Source organism: Cohnella abietis (assembly GCF_004295585.1).
GTDB lineage: Bacteria > Bacillota > Bacilli > Paenibacillales > Paenibacillaceae > Cohnella > Cohnella abietis.
Window position 1 is genome coordinate 3,135,820 of the sequence record NZ_AP019400.1, and the last position, 24,708, is coordinate 3,160,527.

Here is a 24,708-nt window from a genome sequence, read left to right on the forward strand (position 1 = left end):
GGGTACTTTTCTACTTCATCCTTGGAATAGTATATCGATAATAATAACGATGAGGTTAGTTGTTATATTGCCGATTTCTGCTCAGTATTCTATGTTCAATATAAGCGATTTTGAAGCGGATATTTTCGTTGAAGAGGGGGATAGCGATGGATTATCTGCAGGCGATTCAGCGTTTTGTTGATTCAGTGGAAGACCAAATCGAGGAACAAGTCGACATTGATCGGTTGATTGGAATGACCTATATCTCGAAGTTCCATTTCTATCGTCTCTTTACAGCAGTGGTCGGTATAACGGTATACAATTACATACGCAAGAGGAAGTTGATTTGGGCTGCTGCTGAATTGAGAAAAGTTCGCGGCAGCATTTTGGATATTGCGGTTAAGTACGGTTTTGGCTCACAGGAGGTTTTTAGCCGCAATTTCAAAAAAATGTTTCAGATTCCTCCCGCAAAATATCGTTCAAAGTATGCAGGCAAGGATCACCGGTTGGAGGTACTGTCATCGAGAATCGATATAGAATCGATCTGGTTGGATATTAAAGCAAAACATGGTCATGTGGTCGTAACAGACCATCGTGAAAAGATTGATAATTTACAGCTCGTCGGCATTGAACGACTGTCGTGCGACGAGAATGTGAGCACAATCTTTCCGTCTATCGAATCGTTCATTCAGCAAGCTGAAGGAATTCCTAACCGGAAATCGGATACTGTATTCCGTCTGTGTTACGACATTACTTACATTGGCGAAACAGCTTATTTTAAGGAGATGGTTGCGGTCGAAGTGAAGGAGTGGGGGAGTATCCCGGCAGGAATGAAGCAAATCGAATTAAACGGGCTGAACATGATGAAGTTTGTACATCGGGGCAAGTTGTTTCAAACGAATAAGGACAACATTCTCTCAACCTACCATTTTTTATACCAATACCGCATTCCTGCTTCAAATGCGAAACTGACAGGCGAGCTTCTGCTTGAGAAGTATTTACCCACATTTCAATCTCCTTACTCAGACGATGTGGAGGTGGAAATTTACCTTTCGGTTCAGTAGCCCTTAAATGAGAGCAATAAACGTCAAACGTGACCTGCGATTCTTTGCTACAGTAAGGGCAAGAATGAAAGGAAGTGAATGATGTGCGGTTTAATTCGAATGTCTGGTTAATAGCTGCGGTCTGTTTATTCTATTTGGTGCCAATTACTTCGAATCTCTATGTGTTGACGGCTTGGTTAGCGCCAGCTTTGCTGCTGATCTATATGTATAGAGAGAGGGTGAAACATTCAGTCCCGATCGCGCTTGCGTTCGTTAGTTTCGTGATGATCATTTCCAATCGAAGTGTCATTCCTGGCGGTCTCGTAGTTGATTCAATCACGGTGTTGATTTCTACCGTTATGCTGATTATGTTGCTGTTGTTAAATAAATGGGTGGTCACCCGAACCAGACCTGCAGCAGCTTTGTTATTTTTCCCGTTGTTGATGACATCATTTGAGTATTTTACAAGCTATGGGAACGCGTTCGGGACATTCAATTCTACCGCATATAGTCAATTGGCGATAAGACCCCTTGCGATGTTGGCATCTATGTTTGGTATATGGGGGATCGTATTTATCCAGTATTTGTTCGCCTCGCTGCTGGCATATACGTTTCAATCAGGATTTCGAGAGGGTGTTCGACAAAATAAACGGTTATTGATCAGTACAGTAACAGTATTATTACTATTTGTCGGAGGAAGCGTGGTGCTGGAATCGGGACAGAATCAGACAGAAACGATCAAGGTGACAGGTATTACACCGGATCGGATCATATGGGATGACACAATACAACAATTATTCGACCAATGGGAAAAGACAGGGTTTTATGATCAACTAGCGGAACAGTCCGTATTAGTCGAACAGATAAATCGTATAAATGAAGGCTTGTTCCTTCGTACTGGCCAGGAGCTCGAACGTGGCAGCAGCTTGATCAGTTGGTCGGAGGGAGCTTCGATTGTGTTGGAACAAGAGGAAAAGGCATTTCTGAGACGTTTGCAGTCACTTTCGGCAGCGCACGGAGCGGTTTTGGTTGTAGGATATGTGAGAATAAACGCACCGGATGGAGCTAAGATGGATAACCAAGTGGTTATTATTGATGCAGATGGCACGATAAAAGCGGAATATTCCAAATTTTCTTTAGTACCCGGGGAGGAGCGTTACTTCCATAAAGGCGAAGAGGCAGTGCCTGTTGTCGAGACAGCCATTGGGAAAATTGCGGTAGCGATCTGCTTCGATGCGGATTTCCCACACCGAATTCGCGAAGCCGGATTACACAATCCTGATGTATTCATTATTCCATCCAGCGACTGGGAGTCGATTACACCTTATCACACGGAAATCAGCGCTTTTCGAGCGATCGAAAATCAGATGCCGGTTCTGCGCGTCACACATTCCGGAATGAGTGCGGTATACGATGCGAAGGGTCGGAAGGTCTCAGAAATGAACGATTTGGATAGCGATCACGGCATTGTCTTCACGGCGGAGCTTCCTCTATCAGATCGGAAACATACCGTATATAAAATCATCGGAGATCTATTGCCATTACTGTGTGGAGCGGCATCTCTACTCATTCTAACTATAACCGTAGCAGTAACAATCATCAGCAAAGTGCGTAAAGCACGAACAACATAGATATGTTTGGGTAGCGATACTGAGCTTAACGAGAGAGTACAGGGAGTGCTGAGAAACTTCATTGAAATGTCATCAACAGACGAAATATCGTACAAACCGGAATGCGGTGGCGGAGTTACGAGTACCGTCATGAAGTTTGTATGACCAAAGTAAGGTATAACTCTAACTTAATATTTTTTGGTATACTCTGGGTAAAGTAACGTTGGAGGAAACTGCCCCACCCAATCGTACAAGTGCATGGAGGGACGGTTGAGCGGAGAGCTATGGACAGTCCGGGTCGATATTCGATGTATCGTTTCCGTGTATTCTAGAAGAGGGAAGTTGGCGCTGTGATAGACACTTACAAATCATGATTGTCGATGATGATCCCCATATATGCGAGATTGTTCAGGCGTATTGCGAGCGGGAGGGCTTCATATCTACCTATAGTCATAACGGGACAGAAGCCACGAAAGGGAGCAACTGCAGGAGTTACCGGGTTTGACGCCGATTCGGGGGACAGGATATATGGTTGCCATTGGTGCGTTGCAAGCGCGAACTTAAAGTTTTCTTTAACTTTCATATATAGAACGATCTTTCATGATAAATTAGAAGTAATATTTGTAAGTTTTTGATGAAGAAAAGCTAGCTGTCATGGGAGATGGTAAATGCAACCGGATACTTGGATCAAGGCATCGTTGCATATGACGATATTTGTAATTAGGAGGGGATGGCGTGAATGTAAAATCCGTGCAGCCGGTCAGTGATTATTTCAAAGCAATGCAGCCTTGCAAGGACGCTCGCGAGATGAAGGATCAGCCGCGGTTAACATCTATTCGAAATACACTCATGTTGGGCAAGAAACTACGTACCGAAGAAATGGACTACTTACAGCGAAATAATCCCAATCTACATGATCAAGCAATGAGCCTCTCGATGGAACGCCAAGCGTATGAGGACGCATTGCAGCATAGCCGAAGCAAAGCGGATGCGAACAGTTACAACACGTTCAAGCTAATGCAGATTGCCGGGCAACTGAAGCATGGTGGTTCCGAGGAGCTACTGATGCGCACGAACGCGATTCAGGAAGCCCATCGCGACTTCGTGCGATCGAGCAAGTATGCCTCACTGAGGTGAGCTGGATACGCAACCCGTAAATTACGATGATGAAACCTAAGCAAATTTATGTTGAAGCAGGAATTAACAATATTGTGCGACATTATGGAGGGATAGACGGATGGCGTTATCGATTAACTCAATTAACTCAAATAACTCGATATATCCGATTAACAGAACGGCGTCTTTGAGTTTCCAGTCTTCTAATAGTCAGAATGCGAACCAGTCTTTCTTTTCAAAGTATGCTGTTAAGAACAACTCTTATGAGCAATATATCAAGACAGCAGCAACCGGGATCGCGAATTTTTTGAAATCTGCGCAGGATATGCAAGCATCGGCGCAAAAATTAATGCAGAAGGATCATTCATCTTTCCAAGCACGGATTGCGGAATCATCGGACAGCAAGAAGGTTACTGCAACTGCATCGGCCGGAGCTGCAAGCAAAACTTATGAAGTTAAAGTGAATGCCATCGCGACTTCTCAAACGAACAGTGGAACATTTTTGTCTAAAGCAGAACCGTCCGTTGTAAGCAAAGGCATCAATGAGTTCAACATTACAATAGGCGGCAAGAGTACGAAGGTATCGGCTGTTATCTCCGATAACGATACGAACGATCAATCGCTGACTAAGCTGAAAGATGCGGTCAATGCAGCGAAGACGGGCGTAACCGCCAGTATTGTAACGGATGATAAAACAGGCAATAAGAAGCTTGAGTTAAGCAGCGACAAGACAGGAGCGGATCAGGCTTTCGAGGTTAAAGATGTTACCGGCAACGCGATGTCGGCAACCGGCGTTAAGAATGCAACTCAGCTAGCGTCCAATGCATCCTACAGCGTGAACGGCGGCGCAACTCAAACCTCGCAGTCGAACACGATTGATCTGGAGAAGGGTAAAGCTACGGCGACACTAGTAGCCCCGTCAACGGACACTGTGAATATACGAATCAAACCGGACGAAGACAAAGTCATCGCGCAAGTTAAAGATCTGGTGTCGAGTTACAATACGATTCATAATCGCTTGAAAGAAGCAGGTGGAGTTATGAATTCATCTGTCCGCAAAAGCATGGAATCGCTAGTTAGCTCATCTACTTATGAGCGAATCGGTATTAACCGTAACGGCGATGGCACTCTCAAGCTGGATGAAGAGCAGCTTAAGAAGAGTTTAAGCTCAAATTTCGAACAAACAACGAAAGCGATTAGCGGCAACTATGGTCTAGCTGACCGTCTGTCATCAGCAGCTGAAAAATACAATGAATCCTCGGCAAGCAGTCTGCTGAACTCGAAGGCTCGCCAGGTGCAGCAATTCGCGATGTACCAATCATCGATGCAAATGGCTATGCCGACACAGGCAAGCGGATGGGTCGTGAATTCGCTTTATTAACTTTATACATGCAATGAACAACAATTTACAGATAAAGGATATAATAGTTCAGGACCCGCTTGAGTAGATAAAAATCTATTCAGGCGGGTTTGTTCATGTTGTTGGTAGTGAAACCGACTCATGAGGAAGACCTCTTCGCTGGTAGCGAAGAGGTCAGCGGATCGATCCCGCTAAGGCCGAGATCCCGCAAATGCTATCTCAAGATGGATCACGTAGTCCAATCAGATAACCCTTGAATGAATAAGATATTGCAGCGACATGACTTTTTTCATAATATCTTGTTTATGAAGGGGGGAGTATGTATGATTCGTAAATATACGACTGGACCTCTGAATAACCTAACGGAGAAAGACAAGACTGTATCCAGCGATATTGTTGTGAACTCGCTAAACCAGTATCAACATAAGAATGCCAAAGTAAGAATCAAAGTGTATGCATTAAACGGAAAGAAGAAATTGATTCATAACATTGCGTTTACAGTGAAACCGAATGCTTCCACATACAATAGCTTTTTTGTGGGAAATGCGAAGCAGTATGAAGTCCAATTTATTACCGATCAATTGAAGGTTCAATTTGCATCGTTTGGGATTAGTCCGAAAGATCGTTATGTAGCCGCACATCGAGTAATTAATAGTGAATTAACAAGAATCGTATGAGCTAGGTGCTTTCTTGAAAAGCATTGTACGCTAAACCGGTTCTTGATGCGACATTAACGTCTGAATCGGGTTTCCGATCTTAGGCGTTATTTTTATTACATTGAAACATTCTTCATCCTTGTACCGGTGAACTAAAGATATCAAACACCTTTATTTACAAGTTATAACAGTTATTTGTTTAGAAAGAGCAAGAAATACTTATGTCATAAATTTTATATTGAAACAAAGAAAAATATTGTGTAGGATAACAAGATGTTTATGATTAATCAACTCGTATAATTGAGGGAATATGGCCCTCAAGTCTCTACTGGACGACCATTAAATCGACCAACTATGAGTGAAATATTGCATCTAAGGTTTATTTGTTGTGTGCGACAAATATAAGAGACCATAGGACAGTTTTCACTTGGGAGAAATGACTCAAGGAAGCTGTCCTTATTTTTATTTATGAAGAAGGGGCGAACGATTGCTAATGAAAGTACTAGAAGAAAGAATACGCCAAGAAGGATCAATTTTGTCAGACACTGTCCTAAAGGTGGACTCATTCCTTAACCATCAGGTGGATACGCAGCTTGCACTTGAAATTGGAGAGCAATTTGCACAGATATTTGCTAATCGAGGAATTACGAAAGTGATTACGATTGAAGCAAGTGGTATTCAGTTCGCAATGGCAACAGGAATTGCCCTGAAAGTGCCGTTTATTTATGCAAAGAAGAAGAAAGCAGTCACGCTTAATGAGCAAGTATACACTGCACCTGTTTATTCTTTTACTAAACAAGAAACCTACCAAGTTTGTGTTTCAGCTAAATACTTGGGACCTCATGATAAAGTATTGATCGTTGATGATTTTTTAGCGACAGGTGCAGCACTTGTTGGTTTGGTTGATATTGTCAGTGTATCCGGAGCTGAACTTGTCGGAGTAGGTTGTGTTATCGAGAAGAGCTTCCAAGAAGGGCGAAGTCTGCTAGAGAAAAAAGGTGTCGAAGTTCATTCATTAGCAAGAATAGCCGCTATGTCTCCTGGTGAAGTTACTTTTGTTCGGGGCGAACAAACTGTGTCTCAGCAATCTCTGGTGATCGAAAATGCTAAGTAATCAAAAAGTTTTTACGTTAGGCTTACAGCATGTAATAGCTATGTATGCCGGTGCAATTATTGTGCCGATTATTGTTGGTGCGGAGCTCAATCTGACTACAGCTCAAATAGCCTATCTGATTGCAGCTGATTTGTTCACATGTGGGATTGCTACCATTTTGCAGGTAATGCGTACAAAGCATTTTGGCAGTGGATTACCTGTAGTATTAGGCTGTACATTTACGGCGGTAGGACCGATTATTGCGATAGCTTCAACATCGAATTTGGCTACGGCATACGGTGCGATCATTATATCAGGAATATTCGTTGTGTTAGCAGCACCCCTATATGGGAAAATGTTAAAGTTCTTCCCCACCATTGTAACGGGGTCAGTTGTAACGATTATTGGTCTTTCTCTTATACCTGTAGCCATGAATAACGCGGCAGGCGGCCTTGGGAATGATGGCTATGGATCCGTTAAAAATTTGTTATTAGCATTGCTAACGTTAGTTGTCATTCTCGTTATTAATCGATTCACGACAGGCTTTCTTCGTGCGATTTCGGTTCTTATTGGAATTGTGGTAGGGACAATTACTGCCTCTGCATTAGGCATGGTTCACTTTACTGCTGTAGGAGAGGCATCATGGTTCCAGGTGGCGGAGCCTTTCTATTTTGGAACGCCAGAAATTAGTATTACAGCAATTGTTACCATGATCATTGTAGCGATTGTGAGTATGGTGGAATCTACAGGCGTTTATCTAGCGGTAGGTAAAGCGATCGATGAGAAAGTGGAGAACAAGCAAATTGTGAATGGCTTGAGATCGGAAGGTGTTGCAATTACGATTGGTGGTATTTTTAATGCGTTTCCGTATACGGCCTTCTCTCAAAATGTAGGGTTAATTTCAATTTCTCGTGTGAAGACTAGAAATGTAATCTTTGCTGCAGGTGGAATTATGGTTGTGCTTGGTCTATTGCCAAAGTTAGCGGCACTAACAACGATTATTCCTAGTGCAGTGCTTGGCGGCGCGATGATTGTTATGTTTGGTTCGGTCGCAGCATCGGGAGTTTCCATTCTATCTGGAGTGGATTTGCAAAAGGGAAGTAATCTCATTATTGTCGCATGCAGCATTGCGGTCGGATTAGGTTCGGCTACTGTACCAGAGATGTTTGATCAATTACCCAACTTTGCAAAAATGATTTTGCAAAACGGTATTGTTTCAGGTTCTATCACAGCTATTCTGCTAAATATTCTAATGTCCAAGCGAGATACTCATAACGTTGAATTAAATAAAGAATAGCTAAGAAACTTTAAAGACCAGTGTTCGAGTTTTATCGGATACAGGTCTTTTTTTGCTTTTTTGTGCGGATTATGAGACCGAAGCCCTGTTCGACTTCCTATTTTAACCCGGAACACCAACTATAGAGTGGCTTTTTCGAAACTGGGGGATCAGTTCTGCACATATTGTGATAGCTATATCAAATCATACGGACATTAGCGACCGTTAGCGGTGTTTATCCGAGATTCTAGTTTTGTGATGGACATTAGTGTCCGTAAGCGAAGGAATCAGCAAAGAAAAGTGTGAAATTTTCTTCAAATGGTCATAATTGTCCATAAACAAAGCAAATTCCCTTTTTTTTTGCTCTAACGGTCATGATTGACCACTTGATAGGTGCGATAACGCTGCTGTCGAATGTGAATAATAATAACTCTCATTTTCACTATTTCGATCCAACTTCGTTCCGTCTGCATCATCAGGACTCGGAAATCCCTTTAACTTCATAAAAGCAAAAAGTCGATCTTGGTCATACCCCAGTCTACTTGATAGGGGTATGACCATACCAACTATAGAGTGGCTTTTTTCGAAACTGGGGGATCAGTTCCGCACATATTGTGATAGCTGTATCTAATCATGCGGACATTAGCGACCGTTAGCGGTGTTTATCCGAGATTCTAGTTTTGTGATGGACATTAGTGTCCGTAAGCGAAGGAATTAGCAAAGAAAAGTGTGAAATTTTCTTCTAATGGTCATAATTGTCCGTAAACAAAGCAAATTTCCACTATTTTTGCTCTAACGGTCACGATTGACCACTTGATAGGTGCGATAACGCTGCTGTCAAATGTGAACAATAATAACTCTCTTTTCTACTATGTTTGCTCTAACAGTCACGATTGACCACTTGATAGGTGCGATAACGCTGCTGTCGAATGTGAACAATAATAACTCTCTTACCCTCAATTTCTGCCTCTAACGGTCATGATTGACCACTTGATAGGTGCGATAACGCTGCTGTCGAATGTGAACAATAATAACTCTCTTACCCTCAATTTCTGCCTCTAACGGTCATGATTGACCACTTGATAGGTGCGATAACGCTGCTGTCCATTGTGAACAATAATAACACTCATTTCCACGAGCTTGTCTAAAATACGTCTAGCTTGTCTAGTGGATCGATTCAGGTGCAAGGCAAGCTCATCGGAGTGAAAAGGTCGAATAACACCACGCGCAAACCGTAATGTCTCAGCTTCAATCCAACTAAGCGATTGATTGGTTGACATGGACACAAACTTACCTATAAAAGACAAAACCATCTGCTTGATAACCTCTGGTTCTTCTTCGATCGATAAGTATGCAATAGGCAGGAACAGCCAATCGTCCAATACGAGGTACGCTTGTTTTTTACACAAATCCTTGAACCGCCATGTTTCAATATCTCGGGCGTGAGATCGGTAACCGTGGATTTCAATACAGCCTTTGGCTCCACCGGGCATATAGGTAAGATCTAGATAACGGCATCGGTTTCCATAATCCCGAACTTCCCATTCTGCATATAAATGCTTAAAGTTTCCTACAGTAGGATACCATATGGTTCGCAAAAACTCTTTTGTGCCGTGTCCCAGTTCCTTTTGAAGGATTTCTTTTCGTCTCGGATTTTTTTCTGCAGCAAGTTGATCGTGAAGCCATTGGTTTAACTTTGTCTCAAAACCACTAATTAGTATTCTCTCCTTTCGATTTAGAAAAATAAAAATGCCACCTTGATTTGGAATCGAAAGAGATTCCCCATAATCAAAGTGGCATGTGCTTCACGCCATTACATAATTTTACATTAGTATATTTTATATGTTTGGATTTATCAAGGATTTACTTCAATACAGGTATCGTTACATCCCCAATTGAGATGCTTTCCACATCTTCAGGGCTTATGATTTGATCAAATTTGTAATAGAGGTGATTGCCTTGAGCTTCGACGGAGCCTTCGGCATAGTTGTAAGAAAATGATTTACCTGTGCTCATAAAGTTAAAGCTCAGTTGACTGCCGTCTTTGAATTTAACAATAGGCTTAACTCGGGTTAATATATCGCTGCCCTCAATTAGAATATAAATGGATAATGGTGATATTTCAATTTTTGTAACTTTGTTTTTGCTCTTTTTTAGACTAAGGGGTTTATTGGGTTCAAGCTTAATGCTTTGCGTATCATCAATCATTAAATCCCACGTTATTTCCCATTCACCCTCTATAAGTGGAATTCTATTTAGACCCATAAATTCACCTTTTTTATCATAAATCATCTGATTCAGAGTCAAATCTTCAAATAGCATGATAGCAGCGCTATTGCCGTTCAAGACTGTTAGAGGCTTATAATATAATCCTGTACGTGTATGCTTATCTTGCTTCAAAATGGTTGATCCGCCTCCGAGGCTTGGGCGGGCTTCTCCCATAGCTTTTGGCTTCAGTCCAAAATATTCTCCTTTCCAACGGATGTCGTCATTCAGATCAATTGATTCAGGAACAGTCATCTCATACAGCACGTAAACATTCTGAGAATCCACAATCGTTTGTTTTACAGTTATGGTTACACCGTTGTTTGTCACAGTTGCTTCAGGTATGCTTACATTACCTTTCATTGCTTTTATTTGACTTTTCGATGGCTTAAAATGTTGAATTAATAGTTCATTCCAATTAAGTGTTGACGCAAATACTGCCGTAGTGAATAGGAGAAAGACAGCTACGACGACTGCAAGAGCAGTAACTTTTTTAGTTGTTTTTTTCATAGGAGCTTCTCCTTCTTGATAGGTTTTTATTTTTGCATACATGTTTTGCTTCTGCTCGTCGGTTGGAGTGATTTCATTGTAAAAAGAGGTTAGCTCTTTTAGATTCATTTAATTTTTCCTCCTCCAACATGATTTTCAGTTTCTTACGAGCTGTACGCATATGTGTACGAACCGTTGCATGGTTAAGACAAAGGATGTCGGAAATTTCCAGAGTGGAATAACCTTCATAATAATATAGGTAGATAGGCAACTTATACTTGTTATTCAAGCTCATCACCTTCTCCCACACATCGCTATTGGACAATTTTTGAATGTACCCATGTTGTTCAACCTGCTTCAGGTTATCTCTATGTAACCAACGCCACCAATTCTTTACCGCATCTTTGCAAGTGTTTTTCGCTGTAACAATTAGCCACGCTTTAATATGCTCATCGTTCTCAAACTTATCTTGATATTTTAGTAGCTTTAAAAAGACAGTTTGGGTAGCATCTTCGGCTTCAACGGTATTTTTTAAGAACATAAATGCGATCCGATACACCATTGATGCATGTTTGTTGAAAACTTCAGCTATTTCATCATCCTTACTCATTAAAGACATGCGAACTCTTTCACCTCCATTGTTGCTTATACATATTGAACACGATTGAGAAGTTGAAAATGTTTTAATTAGAGAAATTCTGATTGGCATTGAAACATGGTCATTATGAAAGTTCTAGTATGGCAACGTCAAGACAATTCCAGGTGGCTATCGTTTTTCAACCAGGATAAGGCTCAGCTTAGCGTAACATGATTCACAAGACGGAGCAGCACTTAGTCCTATTTGTAGGGATTAGAATTGGTGATAGTAAAACTGGTAAAGGCCCTAATGGAAATGCAGCAAATGAAAGAAAAACGAGTGTGACGTTTGGCCAACCAATTGAGACTACCTATGGGGGCAAAAAGTAAAACTACGTGTAGATGCCGAGCCTGATGGAAATAAAATTCAGATACAAGCAGGAAAAGGGAAGGATTCTACAGTGGATATCCGTATTAATCCAAATGCTCCATTGGCCAATCAAATACCTAAAAGTTTAGAGAAATCATTGACAGAAAGTCAATATAAAGAGTTACTTAAGAACTTGCAAAAAGCAGTAAATTATCTGCAATAGGAGGCCAATATGGAGATTATTTTTGAATTAAAAAATGTAAATAAATTGCCAACCATTGACGAACTAGTGAAATTTATGTGGTATGAAAAAGCCAATATATCAAGGGTAGGTAATGACAAAATGTTTAGAGGCGGTGAGGAAATATCATTGTCATGGAATAAATGGGTTAATGATACAAGATGGACTAATCATATTAAATCTACAGAATATATCTACATTCAGTATGTTCAATCGACATATTTCAAAATTGAAGTCGATGATAGTGCTTTAATTGTTGATAAAAGAGCTGCTGCTTTAGTAGCTAAATTAATAATTGAAACTGCTGAGACACTTAGCAACGTAGACAAAGAGAATTTATTAAATAGAATTGAAGAAAATAACGAATATTATCAATACTCATTTGAGAGTGCGGTAGAAGTAAGTTTGAAAGAGTAAACTGCTATACGGAAAATAGACTATAAAATGATCTAACCACATGCAAGTGTAACTCTAGGTGTGGGCGATAAAATGGTTTATGCGTATGGCGCGAACTTTGGAAGAGGTGGAGAAATTCTTTACGGAGAATTTGGGCTAAAAGCACCTAAACGAATTCAAAAGGAAGCTATTGAAGGAACTTCTGGTTGGGCATCACTCTCACTAGAAGCATTGCCGGAGTATGCAGGAGATTACATTTTTATAGAGGATAGTGGATCAGGGGTGGAAGTTGATAATGTTGTATGGAAAAGCCTTCCGGCAGTAAACAGCAATCATGTCTACGCTATTGATCCAGCGAAATTTTCCTTTGTAGATCCTCTTTCATTAGACAAGCAGCTAGAATTTATCGTAAAAAGTTTGCTAGGTGCCGAGGAGTAAACAACGTTTAACAGCAACAGTCGACGTGAGTGTAACGTCGGCTGTTTTTTTGTTGAATGCCCAGCTAAGAATGCATCAAGCCAATTACGCTAGAAATCCGTAAGCTGCTGGTTTGTAAAGAATAGATGAGATGTTATACTATGTCTTACCGTACTAATTATATAGTAGAAGCGTCGATGCTTAATTTGGGGTTAGAGCTTGGGAATGTCGAATTTATATTAAAAACAATAAATAGCGCTGTGTCTATAGTGAGAGGATTTGAGTAAGTAGTGTTAAATAATTTTTGGCGTGAGTTACCTCGACCATTTTTTGTGCTTGCACCGATGGAAGATGTGACGGATGTTGTTTTTCGGCATGTAGTAAGTAAAGCGGGTAGACCCGATGTTTTTTTTACAGAGTTTACTAACACGGAGAGCTTTTGTCATCCTGAAGGGATTTATAGTGTACGAGGGCGTTTAACATTTACGGAAGATGAACAACCCATGGTTGCACATATTTGGGGGGATAAACCTGAATATTTTAAGGAAATGAGCATTGGTTTAGCTAAGCTTGGTTTCAAAGGTGTAGATATCAATATGGGTTGTCCCGTGCACAATGTTGCCACGAAAGGTAAGGGAAGCGGCCTTATTATGCATCCAGATCTTGCGGGAGATATTATTCAAGCAGCAAAAGCGGGAGGATTACCTGTCAGTGTGAAAACTAGGCTTGGCTACAACGATGTAGAGGAATGGCGGGGTTGGTTAACACATATTCTGAATCAAAATATTGCTAATCTGTCTATCCATCTCCGTACAAGAAAGGAAATGAGCCTAGTAGATGCACATTGGGAACTGATTCCAGAAATTAAGCAGCTTCGTGATAGTATAGCACCAGATACCCTGTTGACAATCAATGGAGATATTCCTGATCGACAAACGGGCTTAAAGCTTGCTGAGCAATATGGTGTGGATGGGATAATGATTGGGAGAGGTATTTTCCATAATCCTTTTGCCTTTGAAAAAGAGCCGAGGGATCATAGCAGTGACGAATTACTTGATCTTTTAAGATTGCATCTTGATCTTCATGATAAATATGCAACAGAATTAACGCTACGTCCATTTAAAGTACTTTTACGATTTTTTAAGATATATGTCAAAGGATTTCGAGGGGCAAGTGAACTACGAAATCAATTGATGAGCACTAAGTCAACGGATGAAGTACGTGAGCTGCTTAATACTTTTGGAAATAATGATCTAGAATGATCTAGTTTTACCTTAATACAAATCGTAAAATGTAATGGTCATATCTTTTGTTGGCAAAGTGCCGGCATAAAGATATGACCTTTTTGTTGTAGTCGCTTTACTGGTAGGGGGATGGCTGCGGCGATCGCTTTCAGCAATACTGGTCAAGCCTGCCACGCAGGAACACGTCTGCTCGTTCCTGCTAGCCGACTGGGGGAGTCGAAGTTACTTCTCGTGTCAGCCATATCATCTATGCACGACGAACCGAAAGCACCGTTTGGAGGGTTTAAGAACTCCGGTATAGGCAGGGATCATGGCACGTACGGAATCGAAGAGTATTTGGAGCCTAAGGTGATTCTGGGGCACAGTTCTGTTATGTAACCCCATATTTAGATTGTACATTCCATATATTACTGATATAATTCGATAGGAAATTATTTACATCACAGTTAAACTAAAAACTAAACCTGTCGAATGGAGAACACAATGGCAAAAAAATTCGTATCGTTTCTGTGTTGCTTTATACTAGTTATTCAGATTTCCAGTGTTGCAAGCGCAGCTCAATCTACGCTTCAAATATCCGTTGACGGCAATCTGTTGAGCTTAACGCAGTCTCCGATAGAAGTGAATGGCACGATTATGGCTCCTATCGCTCCAGTATTCAAACAGTTAGGCTTGTCATTGACAACAACAGGAAACTCATTAAAAGGAAGAAAAGACGGGCTCATTATTAATATGAGTAAGGGAAGCAAGATTGCCAGAGTAAATGGCATATCCGTCATTTTGAAAGAACCTGTTTCCGTTGTTAACAATACGTTTATGGCACCCTTGAATTTCATTACAGATAGCTTAGGCGCCGGCTTATCGTCGGCAAATGGAACCATCCTCATTTCAAACGACTATAAACAAACGATGTATAATATTGATTTGCCAATATCAGTTTCTGGAAATTATGTTAGTAACTTAACAGGCACTGATTATTTGGAACTGATAATAGTTGATTTCTTTTATGACCCAAAAGCGAAAAAAGTGAACGAGTATGATTATCGGTCGAGTATCATCGGCTTTGATAAAAAAAGCACAAAAAAATATAACAATTATGAAGTTGCTAAAATGACAAGTGATACTAACGAAATTTATATCGGAAGTGCAGTAGAATCACTTAAAAAATACAGCTCCTACGTTTCCGACGATTTCGATGATTCTGACGACTACGTTAAAAGCAATATGAATTATTCAAAAGTTAAAGCCTATTATAAATCGAAAAGTTACATAGACAAAATAGTGGCTCTCGTAAAAGAAGAAAAGGATGCACAGGCCGCAAAACTAAAAAAGGAACTTCAAGCGAATAAAAATAAACCATTAAAAGTGAATGACGTTTCAATTACTTATAATTCGATTAGTGTGCCTGAAGTAAATCTTGAGATTAAAAACCTGACCACAAAAACCATAGTCGCCTATGAGATGAGAGTAAGTTGTTATGACGATTTCGACAGACCCGTAAAAAGATTTTTAAGCTCTAGCAACCTGTATTTGGGCATTTCGCAAAATAACAAGATTGCGTCCGGAGAATACCAAACGGACACTTGGACCCTGAACTTATATGATTTAACAACAAAAGTTAAAAATGTGACCATAACCGCCGTTAAATTTAGTGACGGTACCTCTTGGAAATTATAAACTTCAATTGAAAGTCTATAATGATCTGGTAAATGAACGCTCATGACTTCTGGCATGGGCGTTTTTCATTCCCCAAAGAGTCGCGAATCATTCTATGAATGCATGAGACTGCCAGTACAGCAAGGAGCGTTTTCATTAAAGTAATATTGCCCCCGTAAAGGATAAGACTACCTCATTGGAACTCTATTGCAACACTCGTATGATGAGATAAGTCCACAATATATACAGTTTGTATCAAGGGGAATTATTGCAGGGTTAAAAGAAGTTGTGAGATTTGGTTATTTGCAAACGCTAACATCGAGGTCGAATGTGGACGGATGCGCTTTTAAAAGATTGGACATATGAAATAGAAGAGGTGATGCGGCTGCGAGCATAAAAGTGGGACTGTACTTGGTTTGAAATCTCTTTTTCTTCTTCCTTCTCAGAGGTTCGCCTAAATCCTACACAAAATGACAGAAAATTCAGAAAATAAAGATAACTAACACAAGACGCTACTGGAGGCTTGGTATTGAAGTGAAGAAGGTTTTAAAGAGGTAGTGTATATCTTCAAAACCTAAAAATATTAGATTTGGAGGAAATTTAATAATGATAAAAAGACGGTTATTAGCACTTTTACTTGTGACTTCGATGCTATTTACTTTGTTTTCTCCGCCTATGACAGTCAGCGCGGCGTGGGGAGATGACGTATCTCTTTTAACTGTAAATGCAGGCGCAGATGGTAATACGGCAACAGAAACCGTTGCGCCGGATGGACAGAAAGCGTGGAGCCTAAATACCGGAACCTCAAAGAACGGGGGTCCTTGGGATAATCTCTTCACGCCGAGCGTGGCTCCTCTAAAGGATGTATCCGCATATAAAGACGGTTACTTTGTTTTCGAGATGTATATTCCCAATGCGAGCTTTAAAAATATGCTAGGAAATAACTGGCTCGTCATAGTAAGCGACAGTAATCCTGCTGGGGACAAGTTTAACAATGATTCTCGTCTACAGCTTAATATAAGCGGGGCCACAAATGCAGCGGTGGGCACATGGGCGACGGTCTATACGAAGCTATCTTCGTCAAGTACGGTAGCCGGGAATTTCAATGACGCCTGGCTAGACAAAGTAACCAGACTGGCCATGCATCTGCAATGGGATGCTAGTGTCCCTAGGACCGACGTTTTCATAAAAAACCCACGTTTCCAGAAAAGTACGTTAAGCGTTCCAGTTTCACCGTCAACGGCTCCTGTACTTGATGTAGCAACAAAAACAGTATCTGCGAACGCACCGGCTAGCGGGCAAGCTGTGGAATTCGCAATTAGCGAAGATGGAGTCGCTCCCGAAGCCGGTTGGGTGGATGGAAGTAAAAACGATAATGTTTATACTCATCAATTTGCCACATTACCTTCAAAAGACACCTACTATATATTTGCGCGCGCGAAAGCAGATAGCAATTATAACTTCATCGGTGCATCTACAAGAATTACAGTAACGTCTATTGACGAGCAAACATTGGTAAATGAGGCGGCAGCGTCTCTAACATGGGATGCTATTAAAGGCAGTAATACTTCGAATAACGATGTAAAATCACAGCTTAGTCTTCCGACAACAATAGGAACAACTATTGTAGCATGGTCTTCGGACAATGTGGCAGTAAGCAACACGGGCAGCGTAAATCGTTTATTGAATAGAGAACAAGACAAAACCATAGTACTCACGGCGACAATAACGAAGGGTAATGCAAGTGCTACGCAAACTTTTACTGTGACAGTGAAAGCCTTGCCAGCGGCGGTCAATGCTCGTGCTGCGGCATATTTCCCTAATATAGAAGAGGGAACGATCAACACTGCTGCACCGGATGGCAATAACGCGGTTAAGCTGGGGGCTGGAAAAATAGGCGCCGGCATTGAAAGAATTTGGAATGCCAACAGCGGCAATCAGGATTTATTAGCGTACGCAAATCAATATTTTGTTTTTGATATGTATGTTACGCATCCGGACCTTTTGAATGTAAGTGGTAATAACTGGATCGCCATAGCGGCTGGCGGTAACAATCTTGACACTAATTCGCGTCTTAACCTGAATGCTAGCGAAATCAAAAATGGAAAGGTTAATGAATGGAATACTGTTTATGTACAATTATCAACAGCAAATTCTCCGAATGGTTTCAATCCCGTTAATCTGGATACGGTACAGGAAATGAGATTGCAAATGCAATGGTCTGCTGTGCCCCAAGGTGACATTTATATCAAGAACCCGCGTTTCCAGAATTCCGTGAATTCGCCGAAACCTATTCCCGCAGCTGTTGAAACAACCGCTAACGTTACATTATCGTCAGCAGCGCCGACAAATGGTCAGGCTGTGCAGTTCGCGATCAACACGACCGGTAGCGCTCCTGCAGACGGCGATTGGACGACAGGTACTCTCAATACAGGCGTGTATGCTGCAGCATTTACAAAACCAACAGGCAACACCTATTATACATTCGCACGCACGGCTCAAAATACGCAATATCCTTTTGCAGGAACGCATACAAGAGTTAAAGTGGAGCATCTTGACGACAATCAAGCGATTGCGGACGCAGCAGCTAATCTAACATGGGACACGATCAGGAATTCGAATGCTATTCAATCCGAAGTAAGAGCGGGGTTGACTCTTCCGACAACCGGTGCGAATGATACTGCTATCGTATGGTCGGCTGAACCGGCAGGTATCATAAATACCGCAACTGGCAGTGTAACTCGCGACCCTGACGTGGGGAAAGCCGTAACCCTTAAGGCAACAATAACCAAAGGTAATGCAACACCTGCTACTAAAACTTTTAATTTGACAGTAGCTAGTGGAGCTAACGAGCTTGCTAAAGTGTTCATTGACTTCAACGATCCTAACACATTTGCTTCATCCGGCGACAATCAAAGACTTCAAGGCAACGGCATAGGCATCAGCCTGAACGGTGACAGTAGCCCAGTAGCACGCGTAACTCAAAGCGATGTAGGCGCTGTGAAGGTTGGCGACTTTATGTACGTAATTGTAAACGACACTCGACTTGAGCAAGTAAACAAGGTCGAATTAGAGGTCAAATACTGGAGACCGAGCGCATCCGCCGGTATTTCGTTACACTATAACACCATATATCCCGGCAGCTTCTCCGGGTTTGAAGCGTATAGACAAGCGAACATTCCAGCGACAGGAAGCGGCAACTCTTGGGTAACTTCAAAAGTAGTGCTAAACGGAGCTAATTTCGCTATAGGCTTGCAAAATCAAGGAGCGCATTTCCGTTTCGCTACAGCCGGAGCAATTATTCAGAGCATACAAATAACCGAAATTCCACCAACGGATGCAGAAGCGGTACAACTCGCTTCGGAAGCGCTGACTTGGGACGCGATCAAGGGTACGAATACCAGACAAGATCTGGTGGAAACAGGTTTGACTCTTGCTAAGGTGGGTTCGACGAGAACGAACATTGTGTGGACATCTACCAATAACACAGTAATAAACAGCGACACCGGCGCAGTAACTCGTCAAGAAGCGAATAAAGCCGTAACCCTCAAGGCGACAGTAAGCAAAGGTACGGCAACACCGGTTGATAAAACATTTAATATAGTCGTTCGCGGAACAGGTGCCGGAACAGACGAGGATGCGGTAAATAATATGTTGAACAAACTGACATGGGATTCCATCAAAGGCGTGAATGCTTCCGGCATGGGGAATGTGACGACGAACCTAGTTCTTCCATCAATGGGTGACAATATGACGGATATTACATGGACGACATCCGCCACTACCCTCATTACCGCTGCAGGCCTGATACCGACAAATCGTCCGGATAGCGGTGGTAATGTAACGCTTACGGCGACAGTAAAAAGAGGTCCGGTAGCCGCTCCTGTAACCAAGACTAAATCCTTTGAATTGACAGTCCCGGATAGATATGATTTCGCAAAACATATGAGAACGGCAATCGCTCAGGTAAACGACGCGAAGGATTGGGCGATATCTGACTTTAACGTACTCGCTTTCGGTGCGAAAACAGTAGCGAGGGCAGAAGCGGAAGGCTTAGTTAATTTCGATAACAGAGAGGCATTCCAAGCGGCGATTGACGCGGCTTATAATGACGGCGGAGGCGTAGTATATATTCCGGCGGGAACCTATGCGTTCTATACGGAAACTACCGGCACAATAAGCGTTAAAAGCAAGACCGGCAGTACAACCTACGAGTATAAACAAGTATTAAATTTGCGGGCAGGAGTCCAGCTTCGTGGCGAATGGGATAACCCGGATGCGGATAATTACGACGGTAAAATTGACGGAACCATTCTCGCAGTATACGCCGGACATAATACCGCCAATTATGACACTTATGTTGACTCTGACGAACGTGAAAATCAGACAGGCGGCAAAAAAGTAGCTAACGTGTCAGATCGATTCATAGACATGGAACAAGGCACAGGTGTAACTAACCTTTCAGTATGGTATCCGAAGCAGGATATTAATGCAGAAACCGTAGTTGAAAAGAGGAACGCAGATGGTCAGAAGACAGGGGAATTTGAGACGATAAAAGGAATTCCGTATCCATGGACGTTCTATCAGAGAACCGGAAACAGCGCGACGCTTGATAGCGTTACTCTGGTCAACGCTTGGGGAGGTTTCATCTCCCTGCCGAGCGAAATGCATTATGTTGTGAACAGTAAAATGACAGCTCTCTACAAGGGCATCGTGGTTCATACATGTACAGACATCGGACGTATCGAGGACGTCAACATTGACCCGAAATACTGGGCGAATTCAGGACTTGACCGTGCACCGACTCTTTCGAAAGTGAGAGCGTACACAAGAGCGAGCGCTACCGGATTTATGATGCATCGTTCCGACTGGGAGTATGTATCAGGTTTATACGTGTCTGGGTATAAGACGGGTATGTGGATCGGAAGAGAACCTGGTGGTGACGAAGCTCCAAACGCGCAGTTCTACGGATTGAAAATAGAAGACAGTCAAACGGGTATATATATTGACAACGTTAACGGTTTCGGTCTGCTTTTCTCGAGTTCGGAATTCGGAGGCGACACTGCAGTATATTTCAACGAACGCTTCAACACCTCTGTTCAATTCAACGGAGTTGACTTCAAAGGTCCGATTGAAAGCAATGCCAGAGGCGGAGTTATATCATTTGAGGATTGTACGTTCGACAAATATGACAATTTCGCGTTGAACTTCCTTGGCCGAGGAAACGCATTAGTCAGTCAGAGTAACTTCAAACAGGAAGGCAAACATGTAAATCTTGGAGCAAACTTCGGAACGTTTAAATCGGTAAATTCTGGTTATAACCTTAACATCGAGAGTGCTAACCTTGCCGCTCACATCAGTAACCTTAAACTTGACGTTAAGGGTGGCGGTAATAACACCACAGTACAGATAGTTAATGACGTTGAATATCTATTTGAACCTATTCCGAAAGACGTAAAAACAAATATTAACGTGCACCCGAGACCAACATCAAGCGCTGTACTTAGACTTGATTTCCCGCGCTCGTTAACAAGCAACGCACCGACCGTGGATATATCTGCAAAATTGCAGGAAGCTCTTGACTATATTAAAGCTAAACACGGCGGCGGCACTATATATTTACCGGGTGGAAGATATAGACTGAATAGTCCTGTCATCGTTCCCGAGGGTGTTGAGCTCAGAGGAACATGGGACGTACAGCACCATACACAAGGCGGCGGCACGGCAATATTTACAGCTTACACCGGTGGTGCTCAGGGAGAAAATGGGAATTCCCTTATCCAGCTTAAGGCAAACGCAGGTCTCAGAGGACTTACCATTACGCAAGCGAATATAACCAGCGTCAATCTCGACAACCCTAACCAAACTCTAAAAACTCCGTTTTTGGTACAGGGACAGGGTGCAGGCGTATATGTAATCAACTTAACTATCCCGATTGGGGATAAAGGCATAGACCTTGCTTCATATCGTACCGACGGCCACTATGTAGATTATTTAGGCGGCACGCTCTTGAGAGCAGGCATTTGGGTCGGAGGAGGCGCAGAAGGCGGGTTTATCAGAAATATGCAATTCAATCCGCATTACGCTTTGAGACTTCCGGGAGGTCAAGGATATACGGCACCAACTGGTGATCTGTACGGATTCGTACAAAGATACAGCAGTGCGCTCAAATTCTCCGATGTGGAAGACCAGACGATTTTTAATAATTTCGTTTTCGGTTCTGTATACGGCATACACTTCTTGAAAAGAGATTTGGGGAACGGCAAATTCGCATATCCTGGAAAAATGACGATGATAGGTCACGGCTCGGACGGATGCGCGTACTCTTTGTATGTGGAAGACGCGAACGAAAACACCAAAATAATCGCTATCAACTCGGAATTGGTTAATACGAACATCGCGACGGAGCCGAACAGAGCGTATGTCAAAATGGGCGATGTAGCTAATACCACAAAAATCCACCCCGACGCAGAACTTGTCCTGTACAACAGCGCGTTCTGGGGAAGCCCGAGCATAGCAGGAGCGATAGTATTTAACGGTAACGTTCGTTTCCAGCAAGCAAACTTTACTCAGCTGCCCGGCAACAATCCGGGTATAGACGTCCACGGCGGAAAGGCGTATGTATACTCCTCTTACTTCCAGCCGTCAAAGAACGGTCAGAATAATAATGTGTATGCACTCCTGCGCGAGGGCGGCACATCGATAGAGCTTAGCAACAATTATTACGCATCCGGTTTGAGAAACAGCACGCCAGTGGGCAATCCTTACGGAATATTCGGATCGGATTTATTGGCGGAACCGTTTGTATTTAACCTAACCAAAAATGGAGATAAACAACAATTCAAAGTTAAGTATAATGTCGGAGGAAGAGTCTCTGCACCCGGGACATTAAAAATTGTTTCCCCGGCGGCTTATGCTAAAAATCTCACTCCCATCAAATTTAACGCGCTTGCGGCAGGCGAATCGGTAACAGTAGATTTACCGTATTATATAGCAGGGCTGACCACATTCGAGATTCATCTCGAAGACGGAAAAGCATACACATATACAGCAAAATTTGACACGGCATACGCTGAAAAGGTAAGCTCTGCCAATGCGGAAAATCCGGCAAAGAGTGCCGCAACTCCGTCATTTGTAATGGACACAAAAGATTATGTAACTTCGGGAACGTGGGATGGTCCGCAAGACCTCAGCGTAGCATCGCATTTCGCATGGGACGACAGCAATTTATATGCGTACATTGTCGTTACAGACGACGTGCACTTCAATAGCCAAACTGGAGTTAATATATGGAAAGAAGACAGCTTGCAATTTGGCATTGATTTACGCAATCCTGTAACCAATAGTACTACTCGGAACGAATTGGGATTCGCGCTCACCAATGACAAGGAAGTTATAAAATGGGCTTGGACTCGTCCTACAGGCGCCAATGCACCGACTGCTCCTATTACTGATATAGTGGCAAAGATTACGAGGGATGAAGATACTAAATCGACGATTTACAGCTTAAAAATTCCGTTTAATACTGTTCTTAATAATCCTGCATCGGAGCTCGCGAACGGAAGAATCGGAATAGCGATCATGCTTAATGAATCTGACGGCTCGCGTGAATCTGATGGCAGTAGATCCACTTTTGAAGTTGAAAGTGGGCAATTAAAGAATTCAAGTTTATTCACAGATCTATATCTGTTAAGCCCGGGCAAATACAATGAAATACTTGAAGCATCGGCAAGGGCTGCCGTTTCAAAGGCTCTGGAGTCTGGATCAGCTGCCGATATCGCTATAGCTCGCAACTTTGTCATTATTATGGCAGACGGCGAAGTTAAGACGGATCTTCTTAACCAAATCAAGCCTATCGAACAGGATAGCGTAATTAGCCCAACTGCTGCTGAATTCGATTTGAACCCTAACAAGCAGCAAGCAGCTACGATAAAGCTGGAGCTTAAAGGGAATGCACTGACAGCCATAAAGAACGGGAGTGTACTGCTGCAGGCTGGAACAGACTATGTTGTGAATGGCGATCAGATAACGATTACGAAGGCCTACTTGTCGAAATTACAAAAAGGTACTGCGAAGCTAACGTTTGAGTTTAGTGCAGGCCAGCCGCAGGTGCTGAGCATTACAGTAGTTGATACAACGCCTAGCAGCGGTGGTTACATCGGCGGTTACATCGGAGGAAGCACCGGTGGTAACACTGGCGGAAATAACGGAGGCAACGCTGGTGGAAATCAAGAGAACCAGATTGAATTGAAGGATATTGCTGGCCACTGGGCAGAAGCTGCAATTCTTAAGGCAGTTGCAAAAGGTTTTGTTGTTGGTTATAAGGATCACACCTTCAAGCCAAATGCGGCGGTAACCCGTGCGGAATTTGCAGTGATGTTAACCCGCGCATTGACTGTACAAGGTGATGAAAAGCAGCATGACTTTAAGGATGAAGCTGACGTTGCCTCATGGGCAAAAGAAGCACTTGAGAAGGCAGTAGGAGCGGGAATTTTAAGCGGCTATACGGATGGGACGCTGCGTCCAAATGGCAGTTTGACGCGCGCTGAGCTTGCGGTAATGATTGCACGTGCTTTGAAGCTGGAAGATCAAAAGGACAAAGCAGCAATCTTTACTGACCATGCTAAACTGCCAGCGTGGGCAAAGGGTGCAATTGGCGCATTATCTGCAAAAGGGATTATGCAGGGCAAGGAAGGCGGTAAGTTCGACTTCAATGCAGTGGCAACCAGAGCGGAAGTAATGACAATTCTGCTCCGTGTTCTCGAGCTGGAAGAGAAATAAGAAGGACTCTATCGGGCAGCAGATTGTAGCCAGCGGGTCGTAGAATTTTAATCAGTGAGGATGTCAGCGGCGATTAGCCAAGGCTGGCATCCTTTTTATTTGCTTTTCGTAAGCCATATGGCACGCAATTTGAAAAATAG

The 24,708-nt window shown here is 42.5% G+C and carries 18 protein-coding genes, 1 pseudogene and 1 riboswitch; of the genes and pseudogenes, 15 read left to right on the top strand and 4 right to left on the bottom strand.

Annotated features, from left to right (window positions below; translation table 11 throughout):
• The first annotated feature begins 146 nt into the window (after positions 1-146).
• Both KCTCHS21_RS13395 and KCTCHS21_RS13400 read left to right on the top strand, forming a co-directional pair.
• Positions 147-1,043, top strand: coding sequence for an AraC family transcriptional regulator (locus tag KCTCHS21_RS13395; RefSeq protein ID WP_130608842.1), 897 nt, complete (start codon positions 147-149; stop codon positions 1,041-1,043).
• Between the two features lie 83 nt (positions 1,044-1,126).
• Entirely contained in the window at positions 1,127-2,653 is a 1,527-nt protein-coding gene (locus tag KCTCHS21_RS13400; protein WP_130608845.1) for an apolipoprotein N-acyltransferase, read from the top strand.
• A 340-nt stretch (positions 2,654-2,993) separates the two neighbouring features.
• Here KCTCHS21_RS13400 and KCTCHS21_RS31130 read toward each other — a convergent pair whose 3' ends face one another.
• Complete coding sequence (locus tag KCTCHS21_RS31130) at positions 2,994-3,215, bottom strand: hypothetical protein (RefSeq protein ID WP_162309325.1); 222 nt, start codon at positions 3,213-3,215, stop codon at positions 2,994-2,996.
• Between the two features lie 152 nt (positions 3,216-3,367).
• Between KCTCHS21_RS31130 and KCTCHS21_RS13410 the strand changes: the two genes are divergently transcribed.
• From KCTCHS21_RS13410 to KCTCHS21_RS13430, 5 genes are all read left to right on the top strand, one after another.
• Positions 3,368-3,769, top strand: coding sequence for a hypothetical protein (locus KCTCHS21_RS13410; RefSeq protein WP_130608848.1), 402 nt, complete (start codon positions 3,368-3,370; stop codon positions 3,767-3,769).
• A 100-nt stretch (positions 3,770-3,869) separates the two neighbouring features.
• Complete coding sequence (gene fliD / locus KCTCHS21_RS13415; protein ID WP_130608851.1) at positions 3,870-5,129, top strand: flagellar filament capping protein FliD; 1,260 nt, start codon at positions 3,870-3,872, stop codon at positions 5,127-5,129.
• 302 nt (positions 5,130-5,431) lie between these two features.
• Positions 5,432-5,785 (top strand): hypothetical protein, encoded by a 354-nt coding sequence (locus KCTCHS21_RS13420; RefSeq protein ID WP_130608854.1) that lies wholly within the window; start codon positions 5,432-5,434, stop codon positions 5,783-5,785.
• 251 nt (positions 5,786-6,036) lie between these two features.
• Positions 6,037-6,139, top strand: a riboswitch (purine riboswitch).
• A gap of 118 nt (positions 6,140-6,257) precedes the next feature.
• Positions 6,258-6,878: a xanthine phosphoribosyltransferase gene (locus KCTCHS21_RS13425; protein ID WP_130608857.1), complete on the top strand. Its 621-nt coding sequence runs from the start codon at positions 6,258-6,260 to the stop codon at positions 6,876-6,878.
• The gene (locus tag KCTCHS21_RS13430; RefSeq protein WP_130608860.1) at positions 6,868-8,154 is read left to right on the top strand and encodes a nucleobase:cation symporter-2 family protein; all 1,287 of its coding nucleotides are present in this window, start codon (positions 6,868-6,870) and stop codon (positions 8,152-8,154) included. The genes KCTCHS21_RS13425 and KCTCHS21_RS13430 overlap by 11 nt, the downstream gene beginning before the upstream one ends.
• Before the next feature lie 1,037 nt (positions 8,155-9,191).
• Here the strand turns inward: KCTCHS21_RS13430 and KCTCHS21_RS13435 are convergent.
• The 3 genes from KCTCHS21_RS13435 to KCTCHS21_RS13445 form a co-directional block, all read right to left on the bottom strand.
• Positions 9,192-9,731, bottom strand: coding sequence for a transcriptional regulator (locus tag KCTCHS21_RS13435; RefSeq protein WP_331872236.1), 540 nt, complete (start codon positions 9,729-9,731; stop codon positions 9,192-9,194).
• A gap of 265 nt (positions 9,732-9,996) precedes the next feature.
• Entirely contained in the window at positions 9,997-11,016 is a 1,020-nt protein-coding gene (locus KCTCHS21_RS13440) for a DUF4179 domain-containing protein (protein ID WP_130608866.1), read from the bottom strand.
• Positions 10,982-11,497 (bottom strand): RNA polymerase sigma factor, encoded by a 516-nt coding sequence (locus KCTCHS21_RS13445; RefSeq protein ID WP_162309326.1) that lies wholly within the window; start codon positions 11,495-11,497, stop codon positions 10,982-10,984. Before KCTCHS21_RS13445 ends, KCTCHS21_RS13440 begins: the two co-directional genes overlap by 35 nt.
• 197 nt (positions 11,498-11,694) lie before the next feature.
• Here KCTCHS21_RS13445 and KCTCHS21_RS31135 point away from each other — a divergent pair, with 197 nt between their 5' ends.
• The 8 genes and pseudogenes from KCTCHS21_RS31135 (at position 11,695) to KCTCHS21_RS13475 (ending at position 24,568) form a co-directional block, all read left to right on the top strand.
• Entirely contained in the window at positions 11,695-11,853 is a 159-nt protein-coding gene (locus KCTCHS21_RS31135) for a hypothetical protein (RefSeq protein ID WP_162309327.1), read from the top strand.
• Positions 11,854-11,924: 71 nt separating this feature from the next.
• Positions 11,925-12,056 (top strand): hypothetical protein, encoded by a 132-nt coding sequence (locus KCTCHS21_RS31935; protein WP_269472756.1) that lies wholly within the window; start codon positions 11,925-11,927, stop codon positions 12,054-12,056.
• Between the two features lie 9 nt (positions 12,057-12,065).
• On the top strand, positions 12,066-12,491 hold the full coding sequence (locus KCTCHS21_RS13450) for a hypothetical protein (RefSeq protein ID WP_130608872.1): 426 nt from the start codon (positions 12,066-12,068) through the stop codon (positions 12,489-12,491).
• 72 nt (positions 12,492-12,563) lie between these two features.
• Complete coding sequence (locus KCTCHS21_RS13455; RefSeq protein WP_130608875.1) at positions 12,564-12,908, top strand: TroA family protein; 345 nt, start codon at positions 12,564-12,566, stop codon at positions 12,906-12,908.
• A 269-nt stretch (positions 12,909-13,177) separates the two neighbouring features.
• On the top strand, positions 13,178-14,149 hold the full coding sequence (locus KCTCHS21_RS13460) for a tRNA dihydrouridine synthase (RefSeq protein ID WP_232058184.1): 972 nt from the start codon (positions 13,178-13,180) through the stop codon (positions 14,147-14,149).
• A gap of 246 nt (positions 14,150-14,395) precedes the next feature.
• Positions 14,396-14,509 (top strand): annotated as a pseudogene (locus KCTCHS21_RS31550) (aldehyde dehydrogenase family protein); the annotation flags it as partial.
• A gap of 105 nt (positions 14,510-14,614) precedes the next feature.
• Positions 14,615-15,808: a stalk domain-containing protein gene (locus tag KCTCHS21_RS13470; protein WP_157994036.1), complete on the top strand. Its 1,194-nt coding sequence runs from the start codon at positions 14,615-14,617 to the stop codon at positions 15,806-15,808.
• A gap of 585 nt (positions 15,809-16,393) precedes the next feature.
• A complete protein-coding gene (locus tag KCTCHS21_RS13475) occupies positions 16,394-24,568 on the top strand; it encodes an immunoglobulin-like domain-containing protein (protein WP_130608884.1) in 8,175 nt (2,724 codons plus the stop codon).
• Positions 24,569-24,708: the final 140 nt, after the last annotated feature.

Excerpts from the sequence above, each read along its gene's own strand:
- KCTCHS21_RS13475 (WP_130608884.1), top strand. The coding sequence starts at position 16,394 with ATGATAAAAAGACGGTTATTAGCACTTTTACTTGTGACTTCGATGCTA.
- KCTCHS21_RS13440 (WP_130608866.1), bottom strand. The coding sequence starts at position 11,016 with ATGAATCTAAAAGAGCTAACCTCTTTTTACAATGAAATCACTCCAACC.
- fliD (WP_130608851.1), top strand. The coding sequence starts at position 3,870 with ATGGCGTTATCGATTAACTCAATTAACTCAAATAACTCGATATATCCG.
- KCTCHS21_RS13455 (WP_130608875.1), top strand. The coding sequence starts at position 12,564 with ATGGTTTATGCGTATGGCGCGAACTTTGGAAGAGGTGGAGAAATTCTT.
- KCTCHS21_RS13420 (WP_130608854.1), top strand. The coding sequence starts at position 5,432 with ATGATTCGTAAATATACGACTGGACCTCTGAATAACCTAACGGAGAAA.
- KCTCHS21_RS13430 (WP_130608860.1), top strand. The coding sequence starts at position 6,868 with ATGCTAAGTAATCAAAAAGTTTTTACGTTAGGCTTACAGCATGTAATA.
- KCTCHS21_RS13470 (WP_157994036.1), top strand. The coding sequence starts at position 14,615 with ATGGCAAAAAAATTCGTATCGTTTCTGTGTTGCTTTATACTAGTTATT.
- KCTCHS21_RS13445 (WP_162309326.1), bottom strand. The coding sequence starts at position 11,497 with ATGAGTAAGGATGATGAAATAGCTGAAGTTTTCAACAAACATGCATCA.
- KCTCHS21_RS31130 (WP_162309325.1), bottom strand. The coding sequence starts at position 3,215 with ATGAAAGTTAAAGAAAACTTTAAGTTCGCGCTTGCAACGCACCAATGG.
- KCTCHS21_RS13450 (WP_130608872.1), top strand. The coding sequence starts at position 12,066 with ATGGAGATTATTTTTGAATTAAAAAATGTAAATAAATTGCCAACCATT.
- KCTCHS21_RS13425 (WP_130608857.1), top strand. The coding sequence starts at position 6,258 with ATGAAAGTACTAGAAGAAAGAATACGCCAAGAAGGATCAATTTTGTCA.
- KCTCHS21_RS31135 (WP_162309327.1), top strand. The coding sequence starts at position 11,695 with ATGATTCACAAGACGGAGCAGCACTTAGTCCTATTTGTAGGGATTAGA.
- KCTCHS21_RS13395 (WP_130608842.1), top strand. The coding sequence starts at position 147 with ATGGATTATCTGCAGGCGATTCAGCGTTTTGTTGATTCAGTGGAAGAC.